The 15,712-nt window shown below is 26.8% G+C and carries 26 protein-coding genes; 5 read left to right on the top strand and 21 right to left on the bottom strand.

The window, feature by feature from the left end:
- Positions 1-14: 14 nt before the first annotated feature.
- From CS899_RS09765 to CS899_RS09745, 6 genes are all read right to left on the bottom strand, one after another.
- Positions 15-428: a hypothetical protein gene (locus CS899_RS09765; RefSeq protein WP_100066017.1), complete on the bottom strand. Its 414-nt coding sequence runs from the start codon at positions 426-428 to the stop codon at positions 15-17.
- 21 nt (positions 429-449) lie between these two features.
- Positions 450-1,235 carry an ATP-binding protein gene (locus tag CS899_RS09760; RefSeq protein WP_164995910.1) on the bottom strand — a complete coding sequence of 262 codons (786 nt, stop codon included), beginning with the start codon at positions 1,233-1,235 and terminating at the stop codon, positions 450-452.
- An 8-nt stretch (positions 1,236-1,243) separates the two neighbouring features.
- Positions 1,244-1,972, bottom strand: a complete 729-nt coding sequence (locus CS899_RS09755) for a hypothetical protein (protein WP_100066015.1) — start codon at positions 1,970-1,972, stop codon at positions 1,244-1,246.
- Positions 1,973-1,993: 21 nt separating this feature from the next.
- Positions 1,994-2,230: a hypothetical protein gene (locus tag CS899_RS09750; RefSeq protein WP_100066014.1), complete on the bottom strand. Its 237-nt coding sequence runs from the start codon at positions 2,228-2,230 to the stop codon at positions 1,994-1,996.
- A gap of 55 nt (positions 2,231-2,285) precedes the next feature.
- Positions 2,286-2,453 carry a hypothetical protein gene (locus CS899_RS10890; protein WP_164995909.1) on the bottom strand — a complete coding sequence of 56 codons (168 nt, stop codon included), beginning with the start codon at positions 2,451-2,453 and terminating at the stop codon, positions 2,286-2,288.
- Positions 2,454-2,589: 136 nt separating this feature from the next.
- Positions 2,590-2,796, bottom strand: coding sequence for a helix-turn-helix transcriptional regulator (locus CS899_RS09745; RefSeq protein ID WP_100066013.1), 207 nt, complete (start codon positions 2,794-2,796; stop codon positions 2,590-2,592).
- Between the two features lie 168 nt (positions 2,797-2,964).
- Here CS899_RS09745 and CS899_RS09740 point away from each other — a divergent pair, with 168 nt between their 5' ends.
- The 3 genes from CS899_RS09740 (at position 2,965) to CS899_RS09730 (ending at position 4,406) form a co-directional block, all read left to right on the top strand.
- Positions 2,965-3,324, top strand: coding sequence for a helix-turn-helix domain-containing protein (locus CS899_RS09740; protein ID WP_100066012.1), 360 nt, complete (start codon positions 2,965-2,967; stop codon positions 3,322-3,324).
- 15 nt (positions 3,325-3,339) lie between these two features.
- Complete coding sequence (locus CS899_RS09735; RefSeq protein WP_100066011.1) at positions 3,340-3,774, top strand: hypothetical protein; 435 nt, start codon at positions 3,340-3,342, stop codon at positions 3,772-3,774.
- Positions 3,775-4,004: 230 nt separating this feature from the next.
- Positions 4,005-4,406 carry an ImmA/IrrE family metallo-endopeptidase gene (locus CS899_RS09730; RefSeq protein WP_100066010.1) on the top strand — a complete coding sequence of 134 codons (402 nt, stop codon included), beginning with the start codon at positions 4,005-4,007 and terminating at the stop codon, positions 4,404-4,406.
- A gap of 401 nt (positions 4,407-4,807) precedes the next feature.
- Here the strand turns inward: CS899_RS09730 and CS899_RS09725 are convergent, their stop codons facing one another.
- From CS899_RS09725 to CS899_RS09655, 15 genes are all read right to left on the bottom strand, one after another.
- Complete coding sequence (locus tag CS899_RS09725) at positions 4,808-5,011, bottom strand: hypothetical protein (protein WP_100066009.1); 204 nt, start codon at positions 5,009-5,011, stop codon at positions 4,808-4,810.
- Between the two features lie 88 nt (positions 5,012-5,099).
- Entirely contained in the window at positions 5,100-5,321 is a 222-nt protein-coding gene (locus tag CS899_RS09720; protein WP_100066008.1) for a hypothetical protein, read from the bottom strand.
- A 60-nt stretch (positions 5,322-5,381) separates the two neighbouring features.
- A complete protein-coding gene (locus CS899_RS09715; protein ID WP_100066007.1) occupies positions 5,382-5,636 on the bottom strand; it encodes a hypothetical protein in 255 nt (84 codons plus the stop codon).
- A 104-nt stretch (positions 5,637-5,740) separates the two neighbouring features.
- On the bottom strand, positions 5,741-6,061 hold the full coding sequence (locus tag CS899_RS09710; protein ID WP_100066006.1) for a hypothetical protein: 321 nt from the start codon (positions 6,059-6,061) through the stop codon (positions 5,741-5,743).
- Between the two features lie 309 nt (positions 6,062-6,370).
- Positions 6,371-6,592, bottom strand: coding sequence for a hypothetical protein (locus CS899_RS09705; RefSeq protein ID WP_100066005.1), 222 nt, complete (start codon positions 6,590-6,592; stop codon positions 6,371-6,373).
- Between the two features lies 1 nt (position 6,593).
- Complete coding sequence (locus tag CS899_RS09700) at positions 6,594-7,094, bottom strand: hypothetical protein (RefSeq protein WP_100066004.1); 501 nt, start codon at positions 7,092-7,094, stop codon at positions 6,594-6,596.
- Positions 7,095-7,344: 250 nt separating this feature from the next.
- Positions 7,345-7,548 (bottom strand): hypothetical protein, encoded by a 204-nt coding sequence (locus CS899_RS09695; RefSeq protein ID WP_100066003.1) that lies wholly within the window; start codon positions 7,546-7,548, stop codon positions 7,345-7,347.
- 49 nt (positions 7,549-7,597) lie between these two features.
- Complete coding sequence (locus tag CS899_RS09690; protein ID WP_100066002.1) at positions 7,598-7,801, bottom strand: hypothetical protein; 204 nt, start codon at positions 7,799-7,801, stop codon at positions 7,598-7,600.
- A gap of 100 nt (positions 7,802-7,901) precedes the next feature.
- Positions 7,902-8,237 carry a hypothetical protein gene (locus tag CS899_RS09685; protein ID WP_100066001.1) on the bottom strand — a complete coding sequence of 112 codons (336 nt, stop codon included), beginning with the start codon at positions 8,235-8,237 and terminating at the stop codon, positions 7,902-7,904.
- 159 nt (positions 8,238-8,396) lie between these two features.
- Entirely contained in the window at positions 8,397-8,591 is a 195-nt protein-coding gene (locus CS899_RS09680; protein WP_100066000.1) for a hypothetical protein, read from the bottom strand.
- Positions 8,592-8,698: 107 nt separating this feature from the next.
- Positions 8,699-8,932: a hypothetical protein gene (locus tag CS899_RS09675; protein WP_100065999.1), complete on the bottom strand. Its 234-nt coding sequence runs from the start codon at positions 8,930-8,932 to the stop codon at positions 8,699-8,701.
- Positions 8,933-9,151: 219 nt separating this feature from the next.
- Positions 9,152-10,441: a MucBP domain-containing protein gene (locus tag CS899_RS09670; RefSeq protein WP_100065998.1), complete on the bottom strand. Its 1,290-nt coding sequence runs from the start codon at positions 10,439-10,441 to the stop codon at positions 9,152-9,154.
- A 156-nt stretch (positions 10,442-10,597) separates the two neighbouring features.
- A complete protein-coding gene (locus CS899_RS09665) occupies positions 10,598-11,203 on the bottom strand; it encodes a hypothetical protein (protein WP_100065997.1) in 606 nt (201 codons plus the stop codon).
- Between the two features lie 14 nt (positions 11,204-11,217).
- Entirely contained in the window at positions 11,218-11,862 is a 645-nt protein-coding gene (locus CS899_RS09660) for a putative bacteriocin export ABC transporter (protein ID WP_100065996.1), read from the bottom strand.
- Between the two features lies 1 nt (position 11,863).
- Positions 11,864-14,194 (bottom strand): hypothetical protein, encoded by a 2,331-nt coding sequence (locus tag CS899_RS09655; protein WP_100065995.1) that lies wholly within the window; start codon positions 14,192-14,194, stop codon positions 11,864-11,866.
- A 274-nt stretch (positions 14,195-14,468) separates the two neighbouring features.
- On the opposite strand from CS899_RS09655, the gene CS899_RS09650 reads away from it, so the two are divergent.
- Complete coding sequence (locus tag CS899_RS09650; protein ID WP_100065994.1) at positions 14,469-15,014, top strand: RNA polymerase sigma factor; 546 nt, start codon at positions 14,469-14,471, stop codon at positions 15,012-15,014.
- Complete coding sequence (locus CS899_RS09645) at positions 15,014-15,703, top strand: DUF4367 domain-containing protein (protein ID WP_100065993.1); 690 nt, start codon at positions 15,014-15,016, stop codon at positions 15,701-15,703. The genes CS899_RS09650 and CS899_RS09645 overlap by 1 nt, the downstream gene beginning before the upstream one ends.
- Positions 15,704-15,712: the final 9 nt, after the last annotated feature.

The raw sequence follows: 15,712 nt of genomic DNA, 5'->3' as shown, positions 1-15,712 counted from the left end.
TCCTCCTACTTTAATTAAATTTCCTTAATCTCGTAACAATTTGGATATTTGTGAATTGTAAAATTATACCCTGCCTTTGTTACACCCAGGTAAAACCTCTTGTACTCTTTTACAATTTTCCCCTCGTAAAAACAAAACTCCAGTTCCTGCTGCGGAGTGTTGTCCTTAAACTTGTAGATTTTTCCAACAACAAGCTTAACTCCTTCACTTTGCTTAACCTCTTGTAGTAAACTCTTTACTATTCTCTTATTTGCGTACTGTTTTCTTTCAAACTTGTACTTAATTCCATTTTTGTCTAAAACCTTTCTAAGATTTTCAGTCGACTTGTTTTCAATTTGAAAAATTTCAGTAAGCTCCTTAATAGTCTTACTTCCCTTGTACTTTTCAATTTCTTCCAAGTCCCACTTTCTTAAATCACTTACAAACATCTTCCATTCCTCACTTTTTACTTAACCACTGCCTTTAGAAAAGCTTTTATATCTTTTACTCATATCTTCTTTAATCCTTTTTGCCCTGTAATTTTTAACATTGTCAAAAACCATAATGTATCCCTTTGCCCTTTCTCCAAGCCTACCAGCAATAGCTTCGTCAATAGAAAGTAGTTCCTTTAAGTTGTATTCGCTGGTAATTATAGTTTTCAAACGCTTAGAATACCTGTAATCTAAAATTTCAAAAACCAACTGTTTTTCAGTTTCATACCTTTTGTCCATATTTTTGAATAAATCGTCTATATATAAATTTGAAATATTCTTATACTTTCCAATAAACTTTTCTCTTTCCTCCAAACTAAGAGTCAAACCCTTTAACCTTTGAACAAGTTCCCTGTAACGAACATATAAAATAGGCTTTTTGTAAATATTAAGTAGCTTTTCACATACAGCCGTTGCCAAATGTGTCTTTCCAGTTCCAGACTTTCCAAGTAGAAGTAAGTTTTTAGCTAAACTGTCAGAAACAAAACTTTTACACATACTTTTCGCAAAAATAAGTTCATCAGAATAAGCGTTAAAATTTTCAAAAGTACATTCTTCAAACTTTTCTTTAAGTCCTGAACTTTCAATAATCTTTTTGTAATACTCCTGTTTAGTACAGTCACAAGGACCGACAATCTCTAAAAGTCCAAGACTATTTCTTTTAGTTATAACCCTTTTACCGTTACAAATCGGACAATCACTTGAATTAGCCCCTTCCTTTAAATTTCTTTTAAGATCTTCTAAAAGCCTAGAAACATTACTCAACACCACACCTACAAATCCAAAAACTTCCAGTCATCACTATTAACACCCTTCTTACTTTCAACATTCTTTAGTGGAAAAAACCCAGTCCAACCCCTTTCAATAGTTTGGTTAACAATAGCAATCTTTTCAGCGTCACTTTCAGAAAGTTTGCTTAAAGTCTTTAAATTAAGCTTTAACCCTTGAACTGTAAATTTTCCCTTACCACTTTTTCTATATTCAACAAAATCTTCCAAGCTACTTTTTAGTAAAGAATTTTCAGAGTAGTTTTCAATTAAAGAAACAAAAGTATCACTTTCTTTTTTATCTTTTTCTTTTTGTTTACTTAGTATAGTAATATTACTTTTATTAATGTCCTCACAACTACCCTCACTACTAAATCCAAAACTATCCTCACAACTACCTAATGAACTAGCTTCAGAAAAATCTTCTTTCTCATAACCAAAAGCCTTTAAAAGATTAAACTCCAAAATATAAGTTCCACAAAACTTTCTATTTGAAGGCTTTTTGTACTCGAAAAAACCTAAATCCTGTAATTTACTTCTAGTACGCCTCAAAGTTTCCTCACTTTTAAACCCGCCTCTGTAAATTAACTCGGTATTAGTCATAGTAAACTCCCTAGTCCAGTGAAGCTCATTAGACTTTTGCCATAACGACATCAAAAAACAAAAAGCAGACTGCCCAACCTTTTCAATACCTCCAACAGCGTTAAACTGTCTTAACAAACCATACAAATCCATAAAACACCTTCTATTTTTCTTCTAAAATTCTATTTCCTCTTTAAACTCAGCCTTAACAACAGACATTTCAAACTCATACTTAATAGTTTTCTCCCAGTCGTCGTCTAAAAAAGCATTGTAAACATAAGCCCTTGGTTCAAAATCCCTTGGAGAAGTACAGTCAATTTCCAATAGCCTTTCGTTAACATACTCCCTAACCTCATCTTTATCTCTTAAAATTACAAATAAACTTTCCCTTTCGTCAATTAACACAACCATAAAAACTCCTTACACCTCTTGAAAATTAAGAACCCCCTAAAAACCAATCTTTAGCCTATCCATAGAAAAACCTCAAAATAAGAGAGTGTAAAAAAGAAACCAAAAACATAATCACAACAACAGAAACAGCCCAAGTAATGCACCAGCAAATAAACTGAAAATAATTTCTTATTTGTTTTCTGTTTTTTCTCTTAAACTCTTCAAATAAACTTCTTAAAACCATAAAACCCTCCAAAATATTTACCAAGACTTTTAAGTAAATACATAAAACTTACATAATTCCTTCTTTAGCTAATCAAATTAAACTTTTAACCCATCAAAGTTCAATATTCCGCAACTAAAGTAGTGTATTCTTGAACTTATTTACCAAAAAAAATTTCCTCAATACTACTATTTAAAATATTAGCAATAGCCTTAGCCTTGTCCAAACTAATAGACACATGTCCATTCTCTAACATAGAATAGCCACTTTTTCCATTATAACCTAGTTTTTTAGCCATTTCTTCTTGAGAAATACCAAGTTCAACCCTTTTCTTTTTTAGCCTTTTGGTCGAAACTACATCCACATAAACACCTCCAAATTACAAAAACTTAATTCAAGTTTCTTGTACTTTATTGGTAGTATAATACAAGTTATTTGAACTGTCAATAATTTTATTCAAGCAACTTGAAATTATTTTACAAAAGTTCAAAATTACTGTACAATATATACATAACGAGAAAGGAAATTAGCTATGACAATAGGAGATAAAATCAAAACTCTTAGAAAAGAGCATAACCTAACCCAAACAGAATTAGGTAAAATATTAGGAATAGAAAAATCAACAGTTTCTATGTACGAAAATAATAGAAGCACTCCTAACGACGACATAAAAATTAAAATAGCTAAATATTTTAATATCTCAGTTGACTATCTAATAGGCTTTTCAGACATAAGAAACCCCTATGAACTTTTAGAAAAAGAAATAGATCCACTAACGGCTAATATAGACATGGCAGCACATAGAGAAAGCAAAGAAGACTTCTCGAAAGAAGAAATAGAAGAACTAAGAGAGCTAATGAAAATAGCTAGAGAAAATAAAAACAAAAAATAGTGTTGGGAGTGAATTATGAGAAAAAAAGTATTAATATTGTGTTTAGCAACTATGTTGATTTTTACTGCATGTAGTAAAAAAGAAAACAGTAAAGAAACAAAACAGCCAACTAAAGAAACAGAACAATCAACGGAGTCAACAGAAAAACTAACTCTTACTGATATTGAATATTTTAATGAAATTATGTCTCCAATAAACGATAACAAAGATAGTGTGCTGTCAGCAACTTATGATGAATCTTCAAAAACACTTATTATCAAAGAAAAAGATAATTTTGATGTAGAAGTAACTGATGAATTTAAAAATGCAATAGTAGACGTATCCAATGTTGTACTTGAAAGCATTGGAAATGGATATACAGTACAATTCGTAAATAAAAATGATGAAGTTTTAATAGAAATTATTGATGGTAACTTAACTAAAGAAGTTGAAACTACAAAATCAAATTAATATATAATATGAAAAATTCTCTATTTAAAAAATAAAATTTAAATATATTAAAAAATATAGTATAATGGAATAACCAAAACAAAATAATTAATATATAGCTTGTTAATAACAAGCTATATATTTTTAGCTAAATAAAGAACATACGTTCTGGAATAGGAGGAAATTGTGAAATTTATAAACGAAAACTATACTATAAAATTACAAATAACAACTATTAAAGAAGGTGCTAAATGGGATTAGTTTACGAAAGCTTAATAAGTCAGTTCTCAAAAGAAGTTCATATAATAGAAAAACCATTACTAAAAGCAAAAGGTTACTATATAGACGGAACTATATTTATAAACTCAAAAATCACAGAAAAAGAAAAAATAGAAACACTATTAGAAGAATGGGGACATTATAAAACAACAAAGGGAAATATACTAGAGCAAAAATGTGTTTGTAACTCAAAACAAGAACAGCAAGCAATGGACTATGCTGTAAAAAAATTTATACCTGTAAAAGAAATAAGAAAAGCCTTTGACAGAGCCTCAATAGAAAAGAACGATTATGAAATAGCAGAAAACCTAAACATAACTACCTATATGTTAAAAGAAGCCTACAAATACTATATGAGAAAAAAAAGAAAATAAACTTTACTTAATATATATTAAAATAATGAGGAAATAATGAAACAACATTTTACAGCTACAGGAATAGTCTTTAATGAAAATAATGAAATATTAATGGTACACCATAAAAAACTAGGAGTTTGGCTAGTACCTGGAGGGTATATATAAGAAAATGAACTACCAACAACTGCTGCATTAAGAGAAATTTATGAAGAAACAGGAGTAAAAGCCATTTTATATAAGAAAAAAAGAAACCATAAATGCAGGTTGGTTTAATCTTTTTGAAATAGAAAAACTAAAAACCTATCCTAATGTTGTAGAAGTAATAAAAGTGTCCCTAAAAGAAATATCAAAATAATTTCAAATAAAAAACCAAGTATTTCAAATAACAATTAGAAATACTTGGTCGTTTATACAATTATTTATTCTTTATTTTCATCTTCTTCAATCTTTTTTCCCCTAAAAATTCTATCTATTATTAAAAATAGCACTACAAAAAATCCACCTGATACAAATAAACTAATAACATCATTTTTTATGTAAATGTCAATAATATCATCAAATTTTGAAGTAACAAAAAAGAATAACAATATAGTTATTATATATAACACAGTTTTTAATTTCATCTATATCTCCTATAAATATTAATAATTTCTAATTTTAAATACATATTAATAATAACATATATAATATCTTTTGCTATCATAAAATTAACTAACCCAATTTTATACCATCTTTGAAAAATTCATCAAAAATATTTAATATAGCCTTTCTAGTAGAAGTTAAAGTATATAGCAATAATAAAGTTTTAGAAATTAAAACACCAGCTTCATAAAATCTAAATAAAAAAGTTTCTTCAAACTCTAATAAAAAATATGTACATATAATAATTATTAATAATTGTAGCACTATATTAAGTCTATTTTTCGTTAACATTTCTACTATCCTTCATAAATTTTATAAATCTGTCTTTGTATAATAGAAAATTATAATAATCTAAATAAAAATAGGTAAGACTGAAAACACAGTCGCTAAAACAAATATTATAAAAGTCATATAGTCTCTTTCACTTTTTTCTTTAATATGTTCTTTTTTATATACTCCAACAGCAATACCTGAAAAAATCAAGCTATTACCTACTGAATTTAAAATACCGTCTCCTTTAAAAATAAAATTAACAATAATAAATATTAATCCTAAAAAACTAAAAATAAGATATATTTTGCTTTCCTTTTTTAATCTTTGAATCATTAACTTACTCCTAAAAATAATATTTTAAAAAACACAATTCTATCTTGAAATTCATTAATATAAGAGCTATTGTAAGTAAAATTTAAATATATGTACTATGATTACTACCACAACAAGCCTGTTTCTATAACGAACACAACAAATATAGAAATTAATAAAGAAAGGCAAATAAACATATTAGCTATAAATATAAATGTGCTAAAAATATCGTATTTTACCTTGAAAAATGCAACATTTACTATATTAATTACCACCGAAATAATTACCTTTACCCTAATTGGAATAAAAGCCATAGCTTCACCAGTATTTGGAGAAACAAGCAAAAATATTTCAAATATAAAAGATAAAATCATATACACATTTAGTAACAAAATAAAGTTTTGTATTCTATTGTCAGTCTTGATATTCTCAAAAAAACTTTTCATAATTCCCTCTTTTTTATTCTTCAAAAATAATTCCAAAATCCTTCTAAAAAATATATAAACCTTCTCTATAAATTAATACAATTTAGAAACCACTTTTGTTACAAAAATACATAAAAATTTAAAATTAAGTTATATATTTATACTAAATGTAAAATACTTGCACTTTACATTTTACTACCATATAGTTGAATCTTCAATCCTGTACTCTATATTCTAAAAAAGAGAAGTGAATTAAATTCACTTCTCTTTTTCTTATTCGAATACTCTATTCTAATCAATATAAAATTAAAAGGGATTACTTACAAAAAACTATTTATCTTCTTTATCTAAAACATCAACAATATCTACCACTACCCTCTTGAAAGATATTAATATGTAAAGAATCAATAAAGTTTTTGATATTACAAATCCATCTATTGCTAAACTATAATGCGCAAAAGCAAAAAAGTCACCGAAAGTTAACAAAATAAATATACATACTAAAATAGTAATTATTTGTACTACTATACTTACAATATCTCTCTTTTTCATTTTAATACCTCAATAATTTATATTCTCCTGAACCTTTTATCGGGATTTTTACAGTATATTTGTTTGTAGACCTAACAAGTCCACTCCAGCCACTTCTTACACGTCTAGTTCCTGTTTCTACATTATACTTAACTCTAAATCCAATATACCAAGTTCCTTTATTTTTAGTTGATAGTGAATACCCCACTTTAGATTTTTGAGTAACATTTGACCCTATACTTAACCCTGCTACACTTCCTGTTACACTCATAGAAATGCTAATTTCATCTGAAACTGATATCGTTCCTACCTCTCCTTCTCGTGCAACAGTTAAATTTTTAGAAACTCTTTTCCATGATCCATACTCTGTATATTTCTTTACATTAATTTTGTCTATTACATCTCCCATTCTAGGTTGAATCTCTGTTTCTTCTAGCTCACTAGCTCTTACAACGTTCGCTGATAAAACTAGCATCGTCATTACTAAAATACTGCATATGAATTTTCTACAAATCTTTTTCATATTGTCCTCTTTATTCAATTTTAAATTATTTGAAATTTATAATATTTAATCAAATAATCCCTCTTATAAATTATTACAAATAAATAGCTTCTTTTGTTACAGAAATATAAATAAATTTTAAACTACACAATAATTTTATGTTAAATATAAAATACTAGCACTTTACATATTTCTTTTACTACTATTCTCTAAAGTCTAATCTTAAAACTTAAGCTTTCTAATCTTTATATTCTAAATACTCTTCTAGCCCTTATTTATCTTTAGACCCTTTTAATATTTTTCTTATTAAAAATAGTCCCCCAACATAAAAAACTAACTCAATAATAATAACAATATAAGTATTTTCCATATAATAAGAAATAAATTTATCAAGACTCAACACTAAAATAAGAACTACTATTGAAAAAATAAGATGCAAAATATCTTTAAATGTCATAACCTCTTTGAAGTTCATACAAATCTCCTATCTGTAAACTAAATTATCTAATATAAAATCATTAATACTATTTTTCTTTCTCATCATTACTATATTTTCCTCTTTTAAAAATTCTATCTAAAAAATAAAATCCTCCCGTCAACAAGAACATATAAATAATTGAGCCAATAATACCATTTTTTATATAAGCATAAATAAAATCATCAACCTTAAACATAACTAAAAACAGTAAAATTAAAGAAATAAAATATAATACACTTCTAAATTTCATACTACCTCTTCTTTCTAATCATCGTCCCATTTACGTTTCAAAAAATATACACCTATAGTCAATAACACTGCAGTTATAATAATAAAATCCATAAATACGCCTAAAATATCTCAACTATTAACACAACTAATCTAGCAATTAAAAGAGCTATTAACACGAACATATTTATCATAAAAACTAAAGTACTAAAAAACTTTTCTCTTGTTTTTAAAAATAATAAATCCAATATATTAATTATAATCGATGCTATTACCCAAATATTACTAGGAATGACCAACTTAGAAATATAACGATATATAGGATTATATGAAAATAAAATTTGGGCAAAGGATACTAATACATAAAGATTCAAAATTAAAAGTATAATTTGAATAACCTTATTATTTTTTGCTTTATTAAGTTTTTCTTTCAATACTACTTTATTATTTTTTAACATTATATTACCTCAACTATTTAAATATTTGTTAATTCAATAAATACTGTTATATCAATAATTAAAAACCCTCACAAATAAATACAAAACAAAATCTACTTTTGTTACAAAAAATCTTTAAATTCACAAAAACTATACTTATTCTCAACCCATTCTTTAACATTAAGTTTCGTTATTATCTTTTTTGTCCTTAAAAATTATATCAATACTAAAAAATCCAACCGCAAGAAAAGTAGTATCTAGTAAAAATCTAACAGCACTATTTTCTATAGTATCATGAAGAAACTCCCTAACTACATCTATTAAAAAGAAAAATATTAGTATGTAAATAACCTTCAAAAAAAATCTAAGCTTCACTCCAACCTCCTATTAACAACAACATTATTATAATAAAAAAACCAAGTATTTTTAAGACTATTACACAAAAAAGTATGTATATCACCACACCTACTTCTTCATACCATTTACTCCTCTATATTTTTAGGAATTATTATTCCTACAACTACAGAAGTTATTATTGATACAACAAATATTATCCTTGAATATATAGAAAATCTATTTAAAACGCCTTCTGTTATGTATCCAGCTAATATCATTACACTATTTTCCAAAGATGCCAAATGTATATTTACTGAATATATCAACAAAGTAGCAACAAATATAACAATTCCTAAAACCCTATAAATAGTTTTTTTCATATAAATTACCCCCTTTAATTTTAAACTATCTTACAATAACCTAATTACTATATCCTCTTACTAATTAATACAATCTTCAAATACATTTTGTTACAACTTAGCTAAAATATAAACTATTTTTCCTTTCTTTACAAACTCACACACTTAAATAAATACATAAAAAAGATAAGCATATTTAATACACTTATCTTTCATAATTTAGTAAATTATTCTACTCATTTACTTATCGTCATTCTTTTTGTTCTTAGATAGTAGCAAGTAAGCTCCAACTGCAATAATTCCTATAGCTGCAATTGCTGGAATTACAACTTTAGTACCAGTTTTTGGAAGTCCTTTGTCAGTAGCATTTTTAGTATAAACATAAACTACTTCTTGACTATCTTTAGTAAACTTTCCTTCTTCTTTTCCCTTTACTTCTTTAAAAGTATAGCCTTTAATCTTTTTCTTTTCAGACTTATAATCTTCTCCTACTTTACCTTTTAAAATAACATCGTCAATAATGCTCTTTCCATCTTCGTCAACATACTTAACTACAACTTTAGCTTCGTCCTCTGTTGGAATAGTTCCGTCTTTTTTGTATAAGTAAGTTATTGTTATGTCTTTATCTTCGAAAGTTCCCTTCGCATTTTCTGGTAACTTGTCAGTATTTAAAACATAGCCATCTATCTTTTCAAGTTTATAATCTTTAGTCGTTGCATCGTAAGTTTCTCCTGCTTTACCTTTTATAGGTTGAGATTCTCTAATCTCTTTACCTGTTTCTTCATCAACATATTTTACAGTAGCAGTATATTCCTTGTTAGGATCTTTAACAATAACAGTTAAAGTCTTACTTTCAGAACTTGAAAGAACTATTTCTTTGTTAAAATAAAATTCAGTTTGTGGTAAATACAAGTCAGCTTTATATTCTACCTTGTAAGTTCCTTCAGTATCAGTTTTTACATTGTTTACAATAGAAAGGCCACTTGTTTTACTAGAAGCATCTTCTTTGTAAGGTATTTCATTTACTTCACCATACCAAGGATATGTTCTTTCATTAACGTAATCCTTAGGATCAAAATTATCTCCCAGATTTATAGTAACCGTATCTTCTTTCAGTGATAAATTAACCTTTGGCCACGCCTTTAAATACGTTACATCTCTATTATAATAATTAGCACCAACACCTTCTTTTCTTATAACAACTGAAAAACTAGTAGACTGTCCTACAGTTCCTTTTATGTTTTTCCAAACAAAATATCCCTCAGCATCTGAAGTTGTTGTAGCTATAGGTGTTGACTCTTTCAATTCTTCCTCAGTTTCACAAACAGGATGAAGTTCTCCTATAACTCCCTCTTGTGGAGTTCCTAACTGAGCAACTATAGTACCAGTTCCATCTGGATAAACAACAAACCCACCTGGTATATAAGCTGATAATTCAGGTATTTTAGCAGCAAAAACATTATTTGTACCTAGTAAAATGCAAAATATCATACAAAAACTAAATACTGCCATCTTTAAACTTTTTCTCATAATTCTTACACTCCTTTCATTAGTGCGTACAAATATAAGTGTTCTTATATATATATATCCATTTTTATTCTATTTCAAAATAAAAATAAAAGCAAATATACAATTATACTCACTTTTATTGTTATTAACATAATATTTTAATTTTTATCAACTAAATTACTTTAAAATCACATCTATTAAAACATAATTTATCTTACCACTTTCCCAATCGGAAGAAGCTTCTTTGTTGGCCTCAGTAATGTCGGAATATCCGACCTTTCCACCATCTCCTATAACAGAAGTTGAATGTGGTTTGTCGCTAGTATATTTTGAAACTACCATTTTGTCATTAACTTCATAATTCCAATTTTTAACTGTATTTGCAATGTCAAAATCAACATCTAATTTTTTATCAGTATAAGAGTCAGTTGACAACATATTGCCCTTTACCCCTTTAACAACAAGGTTCTTACCTTTTAAAGTGACATTTCCCTCATATACTTTGCCGTCTTTTCCTAAAGCTTCAACCATAAAAGTTTCATTCTCCTTAATTCCTTCATTCAAAAAGAATACTTCCCCACCTTTTTCAATATCTTTGTCTGCAATACCTACAACAGACTCAAACTCTCCATTTGACAAACCAATATTCTTAAAAGAAGTATCCGTTTCGTTAACAACTTTTAACGTATATTTTTCAGGTTCACTTTTACCACAACCTACAAAACTAAAAAGCACCCCAGTAAGTAAAACCATCATTAAAATTCCCTTAAATTTTTTCTTCATCTTATACCTCCATATTAATTTTTTGTTAAATATATACATCTGTCGCAAAAATCCCTTACCTCACTATCATGAGTAACTATTAAAATAGTCTTACCCTCATTATTAATCTCCTTTAAAATACTTAAAATTAAATCCCTATTAGCTTTATCCAAAGAACCTGTCGGTTCGTCAGCAAGTAATATATTAAAAGGTTTTAGTAAAAGTCTTGCAATAGAAATACGCTGTTGTTCACCACCAGATAGCTCATAAATATAACTGTCTATCTTATCTTCTAAATTAACTTTTTTCAAAGCTTCAAGTTTTTCTTTTTCCTTCTTACTCTTAGACAACTTAGAGTAAGACATCGCTATTTCTAAATTATCCCTTACAGTATAATTTTCCACTAAAGCAAAGTTCTGAAACAAATACCCTATCTCATTTCTTCTTAATAAAAGTGCTTCTTTCTTATTTAATGTTGGGTTTGTTATACCATTAATGCTATAATCACCTTTATCATAGCTCTCAAGTAAACCTATAATATTTAGTAAAGTACTTTTCCCACAGCCACTTTCACCAAAAATAGCAATAAGTTCTCCTTTTTCAACCTCAAGGCTCAAATCCTTTAAAATCTCATGACTACCATATTTTTTAGATATATCCTTTAAAACAAAATGACTCATTTTAATCTCCTTTTAGCGTCTTAATAGTGTTTTTCATATTATTTAAATTAATAATTTGAATGGTTATAAATAACTGAATAACCAAAATCACTAAGAATATAACCATCAACTGTACAATATTTCTTATATCCACAAAATTAAAATACATGTTACTAGCAACAAGTAAAATAAACGCAATAATATTTGTGTAAATTATCTTGAACAAAAACTCCTCGTAAATCTTAAACTTATCTACACCCATAAGATTTTTTACAGCAATTAACTTTTTGTTTCTCTCAATAAATAAAATTGTTTCATTTACTATACCAGAAATCAAAATTCCCAACGAAACTATTAATGTTACAAAAACTGAAATTAAATTTCTATTATATCTTTCAATATAACTAGAATAATCGTCGTACACAGTAGTTGTAGAAAGTATATTATCTTCTAAATTATTCTCCACTATATGTTTTTCTAGGCTTTTCATAGGGTTGTAGTAATCCTCAATCCTTGTATGATACCATCTGTTATCTATTGAATTTATATAAATATCTGAAAGATCTCCAAAATTTGTTTTGTTAACCAAAAATATTAATTTTGGTTTTATCAAATCATTTTTCTGACTTATTAAAAAATTATATGAAAACATACTAGGAATATCGTCGTGGTAAATAATTTTTTGTTCTAAAGTACCTTTGTAAAATTCTTCTTTAGAGTTTTCGTCATCCATATCATAGCCAAGTTCCTTAATACTAAACTCAGTAAAAAGTCTTCTCTGTTCCTCTTTTTCAGCCTCACTTAGTAATTCATTATCTACTTTAATTCCATTTTGGTTAGCTTTGGCACTAACATATACTTCATTCCAAATAGAGTATTGAAATAAATGGGTTTTCTTCAGATATTTTTTCAAATCCTCTTCTTGCCCTTTAAGGGAAGAATCAGCGATTACATATAGAGTATCTTTTTCTTTTTCAAAATCAGGTAAAATATCATTTAAACTACTTTTGTTAGCATCTAAATAAGCCTTGTTAACAAATACCTCATCTCCTTCAAAACTATAACTTTCACCTTCTTTTTCAAAAGTAAACATAGGGTTATATTTGTTTCCCGGTCTAAATAAGATTCCTTTTTCCTCTGTTGAATTATAAAATTCCTTCATCCCTTTAATCAAAGGATATACTAATATATAATCACTGTGCATCTTTTCATATTGGTTAATGTTTATATCAGCATACTGTTTAGTTTTTTCCCACTGTTCTTTATTTTTCTTTGAACTTTGAAGTTCTTTAAATTCACCTAACATATTAGAAGAAAGGACAATTAATAACATTGTAAAAAACATTCTTAAAAGTATAGACATATAGTTATTTATTCTAACCTTTCCTTTTAAAGAACTAAGTATATTTATTCTAAAAATGAAAATACTAGAAGAAATTATGCAAATAAACAAAACTGCAACAAATACTAGTAGATATTTTATTGAAAAATTGTATAAACTTATAATTTGACCTAATATACTTTTTCTAAGAAGGAAAACTCCAAAGGTAAGTAAATTTACCCCCAAAAACAGTAAAGTGATTTGCAAGAAATTTCTAATCATAATATTAAAAATAATTTTAAAATTACTTTCACCAAACAACTTACTAATAGCAAACTCTCTTGACCTTAAAATAATAGTATAAAAATATAAAAATATAATTACAGTAAAAATACTAATAAGTAGTAAACCTATATTATTCATGTCGCTTACGGAAATATCAAGAAAACCATGTACATAATTAGCTTCGCTATTAGTCGCCTCTACATGTTCAATGCTGTTTATACTATCAATAATGTCTAAATAATTCCCCCTGTATCCAGACAAAATATAATCACCAGAAACTTTGTGTCCTTCTAACTCATTTATTGGTTTAATGTAAAATATTGTATTACTAACAGTATTAACTTTTTTTACGTCTTTACTGCCAACATTTTCTTTGTTGTCATTTGTAACAACAGTATTAGAATTAACCTTACTTTTATCTCCCAAGTTATCAACTATATTTTGTAAATAATTGCTTTCTTCAAAAAAACTAGAGTACAATACTAAATTACTTCTACCTTCATCTTTACTTGGAGAATAATTTAACTTTTGGATATTTACCTTATATTCTTTACTTATTTCTTTAAGTTTATTAATAACATCATTCGATGAAATTTCCTTGTCATCTACAGTTATAGAAATATTTATATTATCCCTTAAAATAAATTTTTCAAGTTGATTACTACCATATGTATATAAAAGTAAATAAGATACCGCAAAAGACAATACAATAACTAAAAAAGTTATAAAATACTTAATTTTTTTCATATACCCTCCTCTCATTTATATGCTACCAATTTATTTTTACAAATTTGTTTCTAAATTATTAAGAAATTATTAAGGATAGTTGCTATTTAGAATGTTTTCTCAAATTACAGTTACAAGCCATTCTAATAATTAATAAATCAATGCAACAACATTTGTTACGCAATTAAATAGCTATTTTTGCAATAACTATTCTAATATATAAATATACAAAATAATTATTTTAGATTTATTTGATATAATAGAATTAATTCACAATTATAGGAGGCAACTAACTTTGATTTTTTTAATGACATTAGCTGAAGAATCTGGAATAGATGTTGAAAAATTTGAAGAACTATATAACAAATATAAAAACTTAATGTTTCATGTCTCCTACGATATTCTAAAAGATAGAGCAATGGCTGAAGACGTCGTACAACAAGCTTTTTTAAAAATAATAGATATTTTTGATGAAATAAATTTCGAAAATTGTAACAAAACGCGTAACTTATTTGTATTAATTAGTAAGAACCTTTCTTTGAATATTTATCGCTCTAGAAAAAATATAGAAGTTACCTACTTAGAAGATTCAATAATTAATAACTTCAAAGATTCAAAAGTTGACTTTGAATATGAAAATATTGAAAACGAAGTAGAAAAAGCGATATTAAGTTTACCTGACATATACTCAGATATAATTTATCTAAAATATGTTCAAGGTTATAGCAATTCAGAAATTGCAAATCTTTTTAATCTCAAAGAAGGAACTGTAAGACAAAGGCTTAACAGAGGCAAAGAAAAATTAAAAGAGTTCCTATCGGAGAAAGGAGTTGAGTTTTGATGCAAGAAAAATACTCCATAGATGAGTTATTAAATAACTATGCTGAAAAAATCTTGGAAAGTAAATACGATAGAGAAGCAGAAAATATTACCTCAAATATTAAAAAAGAAAATATACAAATGGATATAAGTTTTCAACAATTTTGGGAAAACAAAGATAAGTTAAAAAATAAAACTACTATTAAGAAAAAGCGAAAACGCAAAACTCTAGTAATTTTAGTAGCAACATTAATTTTAGCTATAATTATAGGTCCTAAAAATATTGCCACTTATGCCACAGAAGTGTATAACAAATTAGTAACAGTATTAGAGGATAGAACAATAATCACTTATGATGTAGAAGTTGCAAATATTGAAATAAAAAAACCAACTTACATTCCTAAAGGCTACAAAATTACAGATGAATTCAATGAAAGTAATAAGTTTGTACTAACATATTCCAATGGTTTAGAAGAAGAAGTTATTATTTTTGATATATCACCTCTTGGTAGTCTAACTAATCCTACAGACACCGAAGATTCTAAAACCTACACCAAAAAAATACTAAATAGAGAAGTTAGTTGTATCGAAAATGATAAAGGTAATATGGTATATTGTGAAGTTGAAAATCAACTATATTCTGTATGGGGAAATAATATAGATATAGATGAACTATTTAAAATGTTAGAAAGCGTATTAAAACAATATTAAGGAGATTTA

The sequence above is a fragment of the Miniphocaeibacter massiliensis genome (assembly GCF_900232905.1).
In the GTDB taxonomy this organism is placed as follows: Bacteria; Bacillota; Clostridia; order Tissierellales; family Peptoniphilaceae; genus Miniphocaeibacter; species Miniphocaeibacter massiliensis.
The sequence above is the reverse complement of the archived record's forward strand: the minus strand, read 5'-3'. Positions and strand labels throughout refer to the sequence as shown.